General features: G+C 59.9%; 15 protein-coding genes. 10 read left to right on the plus strand and 5 right to left on the minus strand.

What is annotated here, in order from left to right; genetic code table 11:
- Positions 1-24: 24 nt before the first annotated feature.
- The 5 genes from WDS16_RS22150 to dnaA all read right to left on the minus strand — a co-directional run bounded on the left by WDS16_RS22150 (position 25) and on the right by dnaA (position 6,150).
- Positions 25-594, minus strand: a complete 570-nt coding sequence (locus WDS16_RS22150) for a DUF721 family protein (RefSeq protein WP_338887737.1) — start codon at positions 592-594, stop codon at positions 25-27.
- Positions 591-1,811, minus strand: a complete 1,221-nt coding sequence (recF, locus tag WDS16_RS22155; RefSeq protein ID WP_338887739.1) for a DNA replication/repair protein RecF — start codon at positions 1,809-1,811, stop codon at positions 591-593. Before recF ends, WDS16_RS22150 begins: the two co-directional genes overlap by 4 nt.
- Positions 1,812-1,814: 3 nt before the next feature.
- Positions 1,815-2,735: a phosphogluconate dehydrogenase (NAD(+)-dependent, decarboxylating) gene (gene gnd, locus WDS16_RS22160; RefSeq protein ID WP_338887740.1), complete on the minus strand. Its 921-nt coding sequence runs from the start codon at positions 2,733-2,735 to the stop codon at positions 1,815-1,817.
- A gap of 80 nt (positions 2,736-2,815) precedes the next feature.
- Positions 2,816-4,000 carry a DNA polymerase III subunit beta gene (gene dnaN, locus WDS16_RS22165; RefSeq protein ID WP_338887742.1) on the minus strand — a complete coding sequence of 395 codons (1,185 nt, stop codon included), beginning with the start codon at positions 3,998-4,000 and terminating at the stop codon, positions 2,816-2,818.
- A 620-nt stretch (positions 4,001-4,620) separates the two neighbouring features.
- Positions 4,621-6,150 (minus strand): chromosomal replication initiator protein DnaA, encoded by a 1,530-nt coding sequence (gene dnaA / locus WDS16_RS22170; protein ID WP_338887744.1) that lies wholly within the window; start codon positions 6,148-6,150, stop codon positions 4,621-4,623.
- Between the two features lie 620 nt (positions 6,151-6,770).
- On the opposite strand from dnaA, the gene rpmH reads away from it, so the two are divergent.
- The 10 genes from rpmH (at position 6,771) to WDS16_RS22220 (ending at position 14,862) form a co-directional block, all read left to right on the plus strand.
- A complete protein-coding gene (gene rpmH / locus WDS16_RS22175) occupies positions 6,771-6,914 on the plus strand; it encodes a 50S ribosomal protein L34 (RefSeq protein ID WP_026347786.1) in 144 nt (47 codons plus the stop codon).
- 32 nt (positions 6,915-6,946) lie between these two features.
- Positions 6,947-7,342: a ribonuclease P protein component gene (gene rnpA / locus WDS16_RS22180; protein ID WP_338887766.1), complete on the plus strand. Its 396-nt coding sequence runs from the start codon at positions 6,947-6,949 to the stop codon at positions 7,340-7,342.
- Positions 7,339-7,677: a membrane protein insertion efficiency factor YidD gene (gene yidD, locus WDS16_RS22185; protein ID WP_338887767.1), complete on the plus strand. Its 339-nt coding sequence runs from the start codon at positions 7,339-7,341 to the stop codon at positions 7,675-7,677. Before rnpA ends, yidD begins: the two co-directional genes overlap by 4 nt.
- Before the next feature lie 4 nt (positions 7,678-7,681).
- A complete protein-coding gene (gene yidC / locus WDS16_RS22190) occupies positions 7,682-8,788 on the plus strand; it encodes a membrane protein insertase YidC (protein WP_338887769.1) in 1,107 nt (368 codons plus the stop codon).
- A 23-nt stretch (positions 8,789-8,811) separates the two neighbouring features.
- Positions 8,812-9,459 carry a protein jag gene (locus WDS16_RS22195; RefSeq protein WP_338887770.1) on the plus strand — a complete coding sequence of 216 codons (648 nt, stop codon included), beginning with the start codon at positions 8,812-8,814 and terminating at the stop codon, positions 9,457-9,459.
- Between the two features lie 632 nt (positions 9,460-10,091).
- Positions 10,092-10,421, plus strand: a complete 330-nt coding sequence (locus tag WDS16_RS22200; protein ID WP_338887771.1) for a hypothetical protein — start codon at positions 10,092-10,094, stop codon at positions 10,419-10,421.
- Between the two features lie 769 nt (positions 10,422-11,190).
- On the plus strand, positions 11,191-11,826 hold the full coding sequence (rsmG, locus tag WDS16_RS22205) for a 16S rRNA (guanine(527)-N(7))-methyltransferase RsmG (RefSeq protein WP_338887772.1): 636 nt from the start codon (positions 11,191-11,193) through the stop codon (positions 11,824-11,826).
- Between the two features lie 57 nt (positions 11,827-11,883).
- Positions 11,884-12,900 carry a ParA family protein gene (locus WDS16_RS22210; RefSeq protein ID WP_338887774.1) on the plus strand — a complete coding sequence of 339 codons (1,017 nt, stop codon included), beginning with the start codon at positions 11,884-11,886 and terminating at the stop codon, positions 12,898-12,900.
- 4 nt (positions 12,901-12,904) lie between these two features.
- Positions 12,905-13,942, plus strand: a complete 1,038-nt coding sequence (locus WDS16_RS22215; protein ID WP_338887776.1) for a ParB/RepB/Spo0J family partition protein — start codon at positions 12,905-12,907, stop codon at positions 13,940-13,942.
- Between the two features lie 233 nt (positions 13,943-14,175).
- Positions 14,176-14,862 carry a GNAT family N-acetyltransferase gene (locus WDS16_RS22220; protein WP_338887778.1) on the plus strand — a complete coding sequence of 229 codons (687 nt, stop codon included), beginning with the start codon at positions 14,176-14,178 and terminating at the stop codon, positions 14,860-14,862.
- The last annotated feature ends 25 nt before the right edge of the window (positions 14,863-14,887 follow it).

Raw genomic sequence — 14,887 nt, forward strand, 5'->3', positions numbered from 1 at the left:
ATCCGTTTTTTCGGAGACTTCTCACTACCCGTACGTGTCCCTCGGTCCGCGGCCCTTGACGTGTCTATCACCCTTGCGCCAACTCTTGGTGGTGGGGCCATGGATCTTCAATGTCTTCACGACGCCGTGACCGACGGCCGCAGCGATTTTCGCCAGTATCTGAGCCTGCATAAGCCGCAGCTGAGTCGCCCATGCGGTCGATTCGGCACTCACACTGAGGACCCCGTCTTCAAGTTTTGTCGGTGTCGCGTGGGATGCGATGTCATCCCCGACCACTGCGGCCCAACGGCCGAGAACTGTTCCTTCGGAAACCTTGTCGGACCACCCGCGTGATTTGGCGATGGATCCTGTCAAGGAACCCAGCGTCTGCGGGTCACGATCATCGGGGCCCGGTCCGGACCAACCTCGCTTTCGGCGACCGCGAAGGGCTCTGACTCCACCCGTCGGCGAGGATCTGCCCTGACCGACAGATTTACCGCTGGCCTTCGCGGCCGCTCGCGCGTCCTCGAGGGCACGGCGCGCCAGATCAACCCCTTTCAGTTCGGGTTCTGTTGGTGCACTGGGGTTGTCGCCGTCGGATCGATCGTCGTTCACAGCTGCACACCCTCTTCCGCATCGCGAGTTACGATTTTCGAAATTCGGGCCGATTCATGTTGTACTGCTTCGACTTCGAGTCTGTTCGCATTGAGTTCGTCCGGAACGTCCTCGGCCACCGCTGCGGTAATCAAAACTTGTTCGGCATCGGCTGCAACTTTCGCAAGAGCACTACGTCTCTTGCGGTCGAGCTCGGCAAAGACATCGTCGAGCATCAAGACGGGGTCGGATCCTTCGGACCGCAACAACGCGAACGAAGCCAAACGAAGTGACAGGGCGAAGGACCACGATTCACCATGGCTGGCAAAGCCTTTCGCGGGCTGGTCACCGAGTGCCAACTCGAGATCGTCTCGATGCGGTCCGACCAGACACACCCCACGCTCGATTTCCCGCTGCCGCATCTGCATCAGTTGATGAAGAAACGCGGCCTCGAGGACCTCGACGTCATCCGATTCGGGCGTACGGTGTGCATCGGCGAACTCCGGAGGCAACGCATCACCGAGACTGCTTCGGTATCTGACTGCTGCAGGACGAGATTCGGGTGCAATCGAGGAGTAGGACTCCGCCACGAACGGAAGGAGTTCGTGTACCAACGCAATACGCGCAGCAAGCACTTGCGCACCGTGTGCTGCGAGATGTCCATCCCAAACATCCAGCGTCGCAAGAGCACTGGCACCGTCACTTGACCTGCTACCACGCCTGAGCGCACCACCTGCAGTCTTCAACAGTGCCGAACGCTGCCTGAGCACTTTGTCGTAATCTGCTCGTATTGCGGCCATTCGAGGTCGACGTGTCGTGGCCAGATCATCGAGGTACCGTCGACGCTCACCGGGATCGCCGCGTACCAACGACAGATCCTCGGGCGCGAAGAGCACAGTCTGCAGGACACCGAGAATTTCCCGCGGCCGTCGGACCGGCGATCGGTTCATTCTCGCCTTGTTCGCTTTGCCCTCGAGCAATTCGATGTCGATCGTCAGTTCACGGCCGAGATTCACCACCGATGCGCTGGCGAATGCACGTTCGGCGCCCGCTCGGATCATCGGTGCATCGGCAGACACTCGATGAGAGGACAGCGTCGACAGATAACCGAGAGACTCGATCAGATTGGTCTTGCCATGTCCGTTCGGTCCGACGAACACCATCGATCCCGGCCCCGGATCGATGGTGACGCCGTCCCACGAGCGAAAGTCACGCAGGGTGAAGGAGCGAACGAACAAGACTTATTTCTTTGGGTCGGGTGCGCGGAGTGTCTCTTCGGTGGTGGCGCGCTTGACCGCATGCCCACCGAACTGATTCCGAAGAGCCGACACAGCCTTCATCGCCGGTGAGTCGGCCTGTCTGGACGCGAACCGCGCGAACAGGGCTGCCGAAATGACAGGAGCGGGAACCGCGTGGCGAATCGCCTCCTCGACGGTCCAGCGTCCCTCACCCGAATCCTCGGTGTATCCGGATATCTCCCGAAACTCGGGGTCTTGCGCCAAAGCCTGAACGAGAAGGTCCAACAGCCACGAACGTACGACGGTTCCCTTGCTCCATGCGCGGAGTACTCCGTGGGTATCCTGCACCAACTCTTCGGCCTCGAGTAGCTCGTAGCCCTCTGCGTATGCCTGCATCAAGCCGTACTCGATGCCGTTGTGGACCATCTTCGAATAGTGGCCGGCACCGACCGGGCCCGCATGGACGAAGCCGTCGGCGCGCTCTCCCTCCGGACGAAGAGCATCGAAGATGGGGAGCGCGCGCTCGACGTCGTCCTCCGAACCTCCGACCATCAGGCCGTAGCCGTTCTCGAGGCCCCAGACACCGCCGGACACTCCTGCATCGATGTAGCCGATGCCCTTCTTCGCGAGAAGCTCGGCGTTCGGTCCGTCGTCGGTGAACCTCGAGTTGCCACCGTCGATGACCAGGTCACCCTCCTCGAGGGAGTCGGCGAGTCCGGTGATGGTATCCCGAGTGATCTTCCCCGACGGAACCATGACCCATACCACGCGAGGAGCCGTCAGCGAGCTGGCCAAGCCCTCGAGCGACGGGGTGTCCGTCACTTCGGGCCGTGGGTCGTATCCGATGACCTCGTGTCCCTGAGCGCGCAGACGCTCACGCATGTTGAAGCCCATTTTCCCGAGTCCGACCAGTCCCAGCTGCATGCGGAGCGTCCTTCTCTAGTGTGCGGGTGGTGGTGGACTTTCTCGATATCGGAGGCCGTCCACACGCTGGCGTACCCTTTTCAGCCCGGAAGGCGAACCGGCATCAGCAGGTACGTGTAAGCACTCTGCGGTGCCGCGAACTTGCCCGAGGAGTCAGGTACCAGTTCATCATCCGTGGTCGGACGAAGAACCGCAGGCCTACTGGGTGTCGTGAAACCGAATGTGACCTTTTCGCTGTGCAACGAGGACAGCCCGTCGATCAGGTAACCGGGGTTGAATGCAATGGTCAGCGCCTCACCTTGGAAATCTGCCATGAGTGCTTCCTCGGCGCGCCCTGCGTCGTCGCCGCCTGCCGAAAGCAACACTCCGTCGGGGGAGAACTCGAGGCGAACCTGTGCGCCACGCTCGGCGACGAGGGCGACGCGTTTGATCGCTTCGACGAGCGGGGCGATCTCGACTACCGCAACCGCGGTGTGCTCTGCGGGCAACAGCTGACGGAACTTGGGAAAATCCGCGTCGAGAAGTCTCGTTGTGGTGCGACGTCCACCGCTGATGATTCCCAGGAGGCCGTCTGCCCCAACAGATGACCCCGATCCCAGTGCCAGCTCGACCGGCGAATTTGCGTTGCCGGTCAACGTCTTTGCAGACTCGGACAGGGTGCGGGCCGGAATCAGAACCTCGGTTTTGGTCTCGCCTCCGACGGGCATCCACTCGAGCTCGCGGACCGCTAGACGGAATCGATCTGTGGCGGCCAGTACGACGGTGGTTCCGTGGATTTCGACTCGAATACCGGTCAGCATCGGCAACGTGTCGTCCTTGCCGGCGGCCACGGCGACCTGCGCGATGGCTTCCGAGAACACATCGACTGCGATAGACCCCGTTTGGGTGGGGAGTTCCGGCAGCTGCGGGTAGTCCTCGACGGGCATCGTCGGGAGCGAGAATTTCGCGCTACCACACGTGATGAGCACTCGAGTACCTTCGACTCCGACGTCGACAGGCTTGTTCGGCAGCGACTTGGTGATGTCGGCCAGAAGTTTGCCGGATACGAGTACTCGACCTGCAGTCGCGACCTCGGCCGACACTCGAACCTGAGCCGAGACCTCGTAGTCGAAACCCGACACGGTCAGACCTTGATCATCGGCGGCAAGCAGCACACCACCGAGAACCGGGACAGGGGGCCTCGACGGCAGGCTTCGAGCAACCCAGGCAACGGAATCGGAGAAATCTTCGCGAGCAACGCGAAACTTCAGACTTCCAAGCTCCATCGCTCGGTTTTTCCTCTCGTTCGGCAGCGGTCCATCTCGAAGAGTCGTCTTCGATGAGTGCCTGATGCGCTCGATACCGGTGCATCGAAGAGTCTGACACAGGCGATGGTCATGCACACCGTATGCCCTTCGCGACCAACTTGAAAGCCGAACTGTCGTCCTCGAGGGTGCGCGAGGTGCCTCTCGAACGGCCTGTGAACGGATCGCTCCCCAACACCTGTTTTCAAAGAGATTCCTTTCAAGAGAAATTCTTCGTATTAATAGGTCCTGTGGAATCTGTGCACACGTGTCATTTCACGCTGGTCGGCAGGCGTGGTGTCGTGGGGATGAACTCTGCACCAATCAGCGGTTGCGTCGGGACGGCGTGTGGACAAATCTCAGCGGTGCACAGGGCTTCACAGTTCATCCCCAGATACGCACTTCTATCCACATGGTTATCCACAGGTGTGAATCAATGGACAGAAGTACAAGAAAATTCTCTAGGACAGACCTCGAGGCGGATTCGAATCACCGAAACATGCAACAGGGGCGGACCCGAAATTCGGGCCCGCCCCTGTCTGCGGGGAGTTGTGCGATGTCCAGCCGAGTGCCGTCACTGGTGACTCGCGGTAGTCCCCCTCTTACCTCTTGGAACGCTGCTTGATCCGTGCGGTGAGCTCTTGCACCTGGTCGTAGACCTTCCTGCGTTCGGTCATCTCCTTGCGGATCTTCTTGTCCGCATACATCACCGTCGTGTGGTCGCGACCGAACGTCTGACCGATCTTGGGAAGTGACAGATCGGTCAGTTCACGGCACAGATACATTGCGATCTGCCTGGCCATGGCAAGGGCACGGGCCTTTCCAGGCCCACAGAGATCATCGATCGAGGTATTGAAGTACTCGGCTGTGACGGCCATGATCGTCGCTGCATTGATCTCGAGACTCGTCGAATCCGGCATCAGATCTCGTAGGACGACCTCTGCCAGAGTCAGATCGAGCGCCTGTCCGTTGAGGGAAGCGAACGCGGTGACACGAATGAGCGCACCCTCGAGCTCGCGAATGTTGCGTTCGATACGACTGGCGATCAGCTCGAGGACGTCGTGGGGTACGTCCAGTCGATCCATTCGTGCCTTCTTGCTCAGAATCGCGATGCGCGTTTCCAGCTCCGGCGGCTGAACGTCCGTGATCAGACCCCACTCGAATCGCGTACGCAGTCGTTCCTCGAGTGTCGCCAGCTGTTTCGGCGGACGGTCGGACGAGACGACGATCTGCTTGTTCGCGTTGTGCAGGGTGTTGAAGGTGTGGAAGAACTCCTCCTGGATTCCCTCTTTGCCTTCGATGAACTGGATGTCGTCGACGAGGAGAACGTCTGTCTCCCGATATCGACGCTTGAACGCAACCTTCCGGTCGTCGCGAAGGCTGTTGATGAAGTCGTTGGTGAATTCTTCGGTCGAGACGTACTTGACCCGCATACCGGGAAATAGACGTTGCGCGTAGTGGCCGGCAGCGTGCAGAAGATGAGTCTTGCCCAGACCGGACGCACCCCATACGAACAGAGGGTTGTACGCACGGGCCGGTGCCTCCGCGATCGCGACGGCTGCAGCATGCGCGAAACGGTTGGACGCGCCGATGACGAAGGTATCGAAGGTGTACTTGGAATTCAGGCTGCCGGCACCCGGAGTCGTGTTCGACGACTCGGGAGGCTTGGTGAAGTACGTCGGCCATGAATTCTGAACACTTGCCAGAGCCTCACGCTCGTCGTCGACCTCTTCGTAGTCCGCAGTTTCGGAGTCGGAAGGATCGTCGTCAGTGCTGGTGAGGAAGCGTCGACGGTAGGTCGGTGAGCTCGGAGTTTCGGGATACCCGCGTTCGGGCTCGGTTTTCTCGTCGTCCGGCGCCGAGATGCGGACACCCAGCCCTTCGACTCCCTGCCCGAGGTGTCTGCCCAACGCGTGGAGAATCGGTTCTCGGAGGTCTCGTTCGATGGCTTCCTGGGCGAACGACGATGGAACTGCCAGGAGCGCGAACCCCTGGGTCAAGGTCAGGGGTTCGACGAGCGCGAGCCACGCCTTCTGTCCCTTGGTCAGCGGTTGTCCGCTGTGCCGGTCGGACGTCAGCTCCGTGACAACCTCTGGCCAGACGCGCGCCAGCGCACCCGGATCCTCGTTCACGGTGCCTCCCATTCGAACCGAACAAAATTACGAACTGCGCAGAGTGCGCTTGAAACCGATGTCGTCGAAGCGCCCGTACACCGCCCCCGGTTCGACTATCGTCCCCGACGACGAGCGTATCGGGGAGTCGCACCGAAGTGGTGCGTGCGCGCCCCGTACGAATATGCCACCTGGTGCGTGTTTCCACACAATTATCCACAGGTGTGGATGAACGACATCGGTGTGACCCAGATCGACCGAGAACCGAGATTAAGGACGGTTTTATGGTCGGTGACCTGCGGCGTTGTGAAATTGCGAAATCTCGAGCTACGGCATGCCCCTGTGAATGGATGCGGGATATTCCGGTGGAGCAGTTGTTCACAGGCCTTCGTCCCCAGCCTTGTGGATGAATTACATCGATGTAGTCTTTGTGGTGGCGAGGAGACGAGTTTGACCCTTGCGTACTCGATCAGTACTCTCGAACAGTCACCCAAGGCGAGGTGGCCGATGCTTGCTGGCTGCTTACAGTCTGTATTCACTCGGGATTCTCGCTCTGGGATGTAATTCGAGTTCGACCGAACTCGGTACTACCGCCAGTAGACGTCCGAGTGGGCGTCGAAACTTTTCGAGGAGTGTTGACCGTGGCCAAGGGCAAGCGGACGTTCCAGCCGAACAACCGACGCCGCGCGCGCGTTCACGGCTTCCGTCTTCGTATGCGTACGCGTGCAGGTCGTGCAATTGTTTCTGCGCGTCGCGGCAAAGGCCGCAAGGAACTCACCGCCTAAATCATTGTTCGTCTGAGTTTACGGAGCTCGGGGTGTTACCTGAGCCGCACAGATTGCATCGCAGTGCGGATTTCTCGCGCGCCGTGCGTCGAGGCCGTCGAATGGGTAGACAAGACCTGGTAGTTCACGCATTCTCGCGTGACGACGCAGGTGTTGTCTGCAGCGTGGGCGAACCCAGATTCGGACTGATCGTGAGCAAGGCTGTTGGGCCGGCGGTAACTCGTCATCGAGTTGCGCGCCGGCTTCGGCATATCTGCGCCCAGTTGCTTCCGGACGTGCCGTCCAACGCTGACGTTGTCATCCGTGCCCTACCCGGCGCGGCTGGGTTGTCCTCGATCGAGCTGCATCGGCAGGTTCGGTCCGGACTGAAGAAGCTGGGCTACCTGGAAACCTCGAGCACAACTGCGTCGAGAGATGCGCATTCATGACTGTTCTACGTTTCATCCGTTCGCTCCCGGTGCGAACGTTGATCTTCTGCATCGAGCTGTACCGAACGTACGTGTCTCCGCTCCGGCTGCCTACCTGCAGGTTCTATCCCACCTGCAGTGAGTACGCAGTCGATGCGTTGAAGACCCACGGCGCAGTCAAAGGATCTCTTTTGGCTGTCGCGCGGTTGCTCAAGTGTGCGCCCTGGCACTCTGGTGGGTGGGACCCGGTGCCAGAGCGTGGTTCGTGGCGTCACCGAACTCGCAGCGATGCCGATCAGACTTCGACCGAAGACATCCACTCGCACGCAAAAGTGGACGAACAGAGGAGTACATAGAGCCGTGCTCGATTTCATTTACATTCCGGTCTCCTGGATTCTCTGGGTATGGCACAAAGTGTTCGGCGCTCTGCTGGGCGCCGACAATGGTTTCGCGTGGGCACTGTCCGTCGTGTTCCTCGTGTTCACTCTGCGACTCATTCTGTACAAGCCCTTCGTCAAGCAGGTTCGTACGACGCGTCAGATGCAGGAGCTGCAGCCCCAGATCAAGGCGCTTCAGAAGAAGTACGGCAAAGACAAACAGCGTATGGCTGTCGAGATGCAGAAGCTGCAGAAGGAACACGGGTTCAACCCGATCATGGGTTGTCTTCCAGTGCTCGCACAGGCGCCGGTGTTCATCGGTCTGTTCCACGTGCTCCGCTCCTTCAACCGAACCGGTACCGGCGTCGGCCAGCTGGGCCTCGATCCTGAGGTCAACAGAACTCTGCCGAACTACGCGTTCGACGTAGCCGATGTGAACTCGTTCCTCGATGCTCGACTCTTCGGTGCGCCGATCTCGGCGTGGATCACGATGCCGAAGACTCAGCTGGATGCGTTCGCCAACCCTGAGCTGGGATTGGGCATTCCGTCGGTGTGGACGATTGTGGCGGTGTCGGTACCGCTGATGATCATCGCGGCGATTGCCACGCATATGAACTCGCGAGCCTCGGTGGCGCGCCAGAGCGAGGCAGCTGCTGCCAATCCGCAGTCCGCGATCATGAACAAGCTGGCGTTGTATGTCTTCCCACTGGGTGTTCTTGCGTTCGGTGCTTTCCTCCCCATCGCAATCCTTCTCTACTGGGTCAGCAACAACGCCTGGACCTATGGCCAGCAGCACCTCGTCTTCGGAAAGATCGACAAGGAAGAAGCGGCGAAGAAACAGGTCACTCTCGACAAGCGAACCGAAAATGCGCCTAAGCCAGGTGTAAAGCCGATCTCGAAGCCAAAGCCCGGAGCGCGTCCGAAGCTGTCGAAGATGACGCCCTCGGAATCGGTCGCCGATGACGTAAGCAGCGCCGGTGGTTCCTCGGAATCGGGCACGACCGCGGGTGGGACGAATGGTTCGAGTTCGACGAACCCGAAACCGCGACCGCAGGCAAACCGAAGCAAGTCGAAGCGCAAGCGTCGCTGACTCCCAGATACCGAGGACCGAACATGTCTGCAGAAACAGAAGAAGTGGCCAACACGGACAACGCAGTGAACGCTGGGGATGGAGCGAGTGAAGACGTGGCAGTCAAAACGGAGAAGCCTGGCGAGACGGAGAAGTCTGGCGAAGATCTGAAGGACGTGCCAACCGAGGACGTCGACGCGGCCGAACTCGAGGATGACGACGAAGATTCCGAAGACTATCTCGTCGAAGAGGGCGAGATCGCAGGTGATTATCTCGAGCAGCTTCTCGACGTCCTGGACTTCGATGGCGACATCGACCTGGATGTCGAGGGTGATCGAGCCATAGTCAGCATCGACGGCGGATCAGACTTGACGAAGCTCGTCGGCCGTAAAGGCGAAGTACTCGACGCGCTACAGGAGTTGACCAGACTTGCAGTGCAGCAGTCCACCGGTGAGCGAAGCAAGCTGATGCTTGATGTTGCGGGATGGCGTGCCAATCGTCGAAGCGAACTGAGCACCCTCGGTATCGATGCTGCAAAGCGCGTACTCGAAAGCGGAGAGCGTGAAGAGTTGACGCCGATGACGCCGTTCGAGCGGAAGATTGTGCACGACGCGGTTGCGCAGATCGATGGCGTCGACAGCGAGAGTACGGGCGTAGAGCCCTCACGCCGAGTGGTTGTCGTCAAGTCTTGAGCAGAGAGTAGGAAAGAGTCCCCGGCTTCGGTCGGGGACTTTTTTTGTCTGCAGTCCCCCGGTCTCGATGCGGCGCGTCTGTCCAGCTTGAAATGCCATCCATGTAGTTCGATTTGCACTGTTTCACGTGAAACCTAGGAGTAGGGCGCGAAACGTCACTGTGACGGCAAAATGGGAGGCAATGATAGACCGTTGTTTCACGTGAAACCGTTCATCCGAGTGATTCGGACTGAAGATTTATGTCGCCAGCTCGGCCGCGATTCTAGGTTGCGACTGACTTGGCTTGGTTGCACTAGGAGCAGGGGTGAGGGTGTGTGTTAGCACTCCACTCCCCCGTGAATCGGATCTTCATTGTTCAGCGTGATTCTCTGAGGGGGTCCTGTGCACGCATCCGCTTCGCTGAATTCGCTGGCATGTGTGGTCGGGAATGGAGGCTGCGATGACCCCCTTCGTCACGGTGGCCGAACGCGTGGAGAACTCTCGAGCGGTGTTTCACGTGAAACATGAACGAGCTCCGGTGTGCAACGATATGCGATGACGAGGCAGGTGCCACCGGTAGTACGGCGGTGCGGAACGAAACCCGGTTTGAGTAGTCAGCAGCTGGAGTAGTCGCCTGACCGATGGTGGACTGCATGCCTCACTGCGAGTTCTCGCTCCTGCACCTCGACTACGGCAACTATGCACACATCTTCCTGCGAGTGCTGTACTGCTTTCGGACCAAAGACGCAGTGATGGACGCCGCGTACCAGTTCGTTCTCACCGCTCTGGTCGACGATGTCGCCGGGGCGGTCGAGTCGGTCGACGCACAGAACGGACCCCAGGCGTACGTGCGGTCGATGATCGGCCATGTGCGCGAGCACCCGCGGCGCACGCGCATGATGATCGTGGCCCTCGGCAACCCCGCCCCCGGTCGCAAACCACATCGAAAGCTCGAAAGCATCGATAGGAAGAGCGGGCACTAGTGCACCGCTGCAACTCCGATTGGTGGGAACGATGGCGCGGTCGGTTATCGAGTGCACGCGTCGTCTCTTTCTCCGATCACAGACTGAATGCGGATTCCAGGTCGAGTGCGCCCGCGATTTCTGTAGCGCAATAGGGACTCGCGGCCCTGAGGAAGACGTGCCTGCACTCTCGGACTGGCGTCTGTTTCACGTGAAACCACGTATCCGTGTCCGTTTGCTTGGTGCGTGTGGAACGGGATGAGCCCAGGCACACGGCGCGTTCGAAAGCGCGCGTCCGTCATGCCAGCGGACTGTTTCACGTGAAACATGGGGGTCCTAACGGATATGAGTCACCAGCTCGCGCGAATTCTCACGACTATCGTGCGCTGAGTATTCTCTGTTCCCGCGGACGCAGAACCGGGCCGGTCCGCATACGGTGCAGACTGTACGGCCGAATTAGTCGACCCGGCGGCTGCGAGGCAATGTACGAGTGTGTTCGATCCCGTCGATTGATTGGACAAGGCGGACCTGAATCCTGGTCCTTCGGCCAGTGCGTGTTTCACGTGAAACAAGTCCCCGCCAGTGGTGCGACTCCGCCAGGCGACATGCATCGCGTGCGGTGACTACGCCTCACGCGGCCAGCTCGATCAAGCCGGCTGGCAGAAATATGCGTTTCGAGCGACGAATCGGAGTGAGATCCACGTCATGTGCTCCGATAGTTTGGCGAAGTACACCGCCACGCGGGAGGATAGGAGGTGTGGAACCAGAGGCGTTGGATGACGATCGTTTGATGGCAATCGCAGAGCGTGTGTTCGGTCCGCGCCTGGATCTGGCCAAGCAGTATCACGACTCCCTTGCAACGGATGGTGTCGAGCGTGGACTCATCGGACCGCGAGAAGTGCCGCGGCTATGGGAACGTCATCTACTCAACTGTGCGGTGATCGGCGAGCTCATCGACGAAGGCGAACGCGTCGTCGATATCGGTAGTGGCGCGGGTCTGCCGGGAATTCCACTCGCGATCGCGCGACCTGATCTCCGCGTGACGCTCGTCGAACCACTTCTGCGGCGGACGGTGTACCTAGCCGAGTTCATCGAGGCTCACGGTCTGGACGTCCTCGTCGTTCGAGGACGCGCCGAACAGCCCGGTGTGAGGAAGGAAGCGGGTGGGGCGGATGTCGTCACATCCCGAGCCGTGGCCCCGCTCGAGAAGCTGGCGAAATGGTCGCTCCCTTTGATCCATGAGCGTGGCCGGATGCTTGCAATGAAGGGAAGTAGCGCCGAGGAGGAAATCGAGCGCGATCGGACTTCCCTTAGCCGCATGGGTGCTGGCAAGCTAGAGGTCGTGAGGTGTGGCGTCGACGTTGTGCCGACGCCGACCATCGTTGTTCGCGCTGAGAGGGTGCCCCGCCGCTTTCCGCGTTCGTAATTCGTACCTCAGATCAAGTTCTTCTACTTCAATCCAGTTCCGCATTAAGGAGCACGTATGTCGGGTGGATCCGATCCAACTGTTTCACGTGAAACAGAGTCCGCAGCCACGAGTGCACAGAACGCACCTAAGGCGTCCCCATCGGACGAGACGGGCGGATCTGGCTTCGGCGCGTACAACAGCATCTCCTCGAACGACACCCCGATCGGCGCCGCCGCTCAGCGAGCGAGTCAAATCTTGCACCCGGGCAGCGTGGCGCTTCCGAAGCCGGCGCATCGTCGAACGCTCACCATCGCGAACCAGAAGGGCGGCGTGGGTAAGACCACGACCGCCGTCAATATGGCGGCAGCCCTGGCACTTCAAGGGCTGACCGTGCTGGTGGTCGATCTGGACCCTCAGGGCAACGCCAGCACAGCGCTCGGCGTCGAGCATCACTCGGGTGTGCCGTCGAGCTACGAGGTCCTCATCGGTGAGGTCAGCGCCAGAGCGGCCATTCAACAGAGCCCGCACAGCGAACGACTCTTTTGCATTCCCGCAACGATCGATCTGGCGGGTGCGGAAATCGAATTGGTGTCGATGGTGGCTCGTGAGGGTCGGTTGAAGACCGCGCTCACCGACTTGGACGACATCGATGCCGACTTCGTTCTCATCGACTGCCCGCCATCGCTGGGCCTCTTGACCGTCAATGCCTTGGTCGCAGCTAGCGAGGTTCTGATCCCGATCCAATGCGAGTACTACGCCCTCGAGGGTGTGGGACAACTCCTGCGGAACATCGAGTTGGTCCAAGCGCATCTGAATCCTGCCCTCCATGTTTCTACCGTGATTTTGACCATGTACGACGGCCGGACGAAGCTCGCAGATCAGGTCGCAGAAGAGGTCCGAAAGCACTTCGGGGATGCCGTGTTGAGAGCAGTCATTCCCCGAAGCGTCAAGGTATCCGAGGCGCCGGGCTACGGGATGACGGTCCTCGACTACGACCCCGGTTCACGTGGAGCGATGAGCTATTTGGATGCAGGCAGAGAATTAGCAGCGCGGTCCGCGGTCGCGACATCAGACGGAACGCAGGAGCAGTAGGAAGATGAGTCAGACACGCAAGGGCGGTTTGGGACGTGGGTTGGCTGCACTGATCCCGACCGGTCCTGAAGCAGGACCGCGATTGGGCAGCGCAGCTGCGGACGTCGTGATCGGTAAGGACAACTCGGCTACTCGAGACAAGCAACGTGTGAGTCCTGCGGCCGAAAAGGTTGCCACTGCGCCGACGCCTGCCCCGCCGGTTCGGAGTTCTGAAGAGGACCTCTCCCCCGCAGGTGCCGTGTATCGCGAGATCGCACCTGCTCTCATTCAGCCCAATCCGAAGCAGCCCAGAAGCGTTTTCGACGAGGAATCCCTCGCTGAATTGGTGCATTCGATCCGTGAATTCGGATTGATGCAACCGATCGTCGTTCGCGCTGTGGACGACGGCAAGTACGAACTCGTGATGGGTGAGCGTCGATGGCGCGCGAGTCAGGAAGCCGGCCTCGAGTCGATCCCGGCTATTGTCCGCGAGACCGCTGATGATGCGATGCTTCGTGACGCTCTCCTGGAGAACATTCATCGAGTTCAGCTGAACCCGCTCGAGGAGGCCGCAGCCTACCAACAGCTCCTCGAGGAGTTCGATGTCACGCACGAGGAACTTGCCGCGAAAATCGGCCGTTCCCGACCCGTCGTGACCAACATGATCAGACTGCTCAAGCTTCCCATTCCGGTTCAGCGACGGGTCGCGGCAGGAGTTCTGTCCGCCGGACACGCGCGTGCCTTGCTGTCGCTGGACGCTGGGACGGACGCTCAAGAGTCGCTGGCCGCTCGAATCGTCGCCGAAGGCATGTCTGTTCGAGCAACGGAAGAAGCAGTCACGCTCGCGAACCGAAACGACGACATTACTCCGAATCCTGCTCCGCGCCGAAAGCCGATCCAGATGCCGGGGCTCCAGGATGTCGCGGATCGGCTGTCGGACTCCTTCGATACTCGCGTGACCGTAAGCCTCGGTAAGAAGAAAGGTAAGATTGTCGTCGAGTTCGGCTCGGTCGACGACCTTCAGAGGATTGTCGACATGATGGAAAGTCAGAAGAAGAAATAGCCGCGAGATTCTAGGTACGAACACACGCTGGATATACGTCACTGTGACGATACAGCCCGAATTCGTACCGGAAACTGGTTAGCTTGGACTCAAAGATAGTGCATCACAACCGTTTTCGAGGATGTCTCCTACGACGGCACCTGTTGAGGTTTCATCGCATATTCTTGTCGAGGGTGTCGACGCCCTCGACACCCGACAAACGAGGTACAAGAGCTTGGAGGCTGAGGTAAGCAGTGTCGACGCTCGTCACCGGAGTCACATTGGACTCCTTCGATCGATTGCCGAACCACACCCGTCGGTGTGGGTTTTGGGTTCTCGATCCAGCGACCGACAGTGCCGACCGCCAGACCCTCGATCTCGAGTTGGAGAACGAAGCGTGGTTGTCGATGATCATGCTCGAGTGGGGATCGTGCGGGCAGCTGCTCACATCGCACGGAGCCACGGCTGGATGCGCAATCTACGCCCCGCCCGGGGCTGTCCCGCGAGCGTCGACCTTCCCGACCTCACCGGTCAGTCCCGACGCGGTTCTGTTGACGACGCTGCGAATCGAATCCGAGGTGGACAGGGAAGGCAACTCGGCTGCCTTGATACAGGCAGTGGTGTCCGATCTGGTGAACCGAGGTGTCCGCGCATTGGAGGCGTTCGGGATTCGTCGCACCGCAGCAGACGAAACTGATGTACCGCGTGCGACGGCGTCGCTGTCCTGCTCGGATACCACGTGCATGATCGATGCCGACTTCCTGGAGAAGGCCGGCTTCGACGTGATCGCGCCGCATCATCGTTACCCGCGGCTACGGCTCGAGCTCGATCGAGATCACGGCTGGAAAGAAGACGTGGAGTCCGCGTTGGAACGACTACTGCTCGCGGCAAGCCTGACGATGGTCGACATCGAACACAAGGACGCCGTCGGCGTCCGTTGATCCACCGGCACAAGTAACTGGCCAT

Source organism: Rhodococcus sovatensis (assembly GCF_037327425.1).
GTDB lineage: Bacteria > Actinomycetota > Actinomycetes > Mycobacteriales > Mycobacteriaceae > Rhodococcoides > Rhodococcoides sovatense.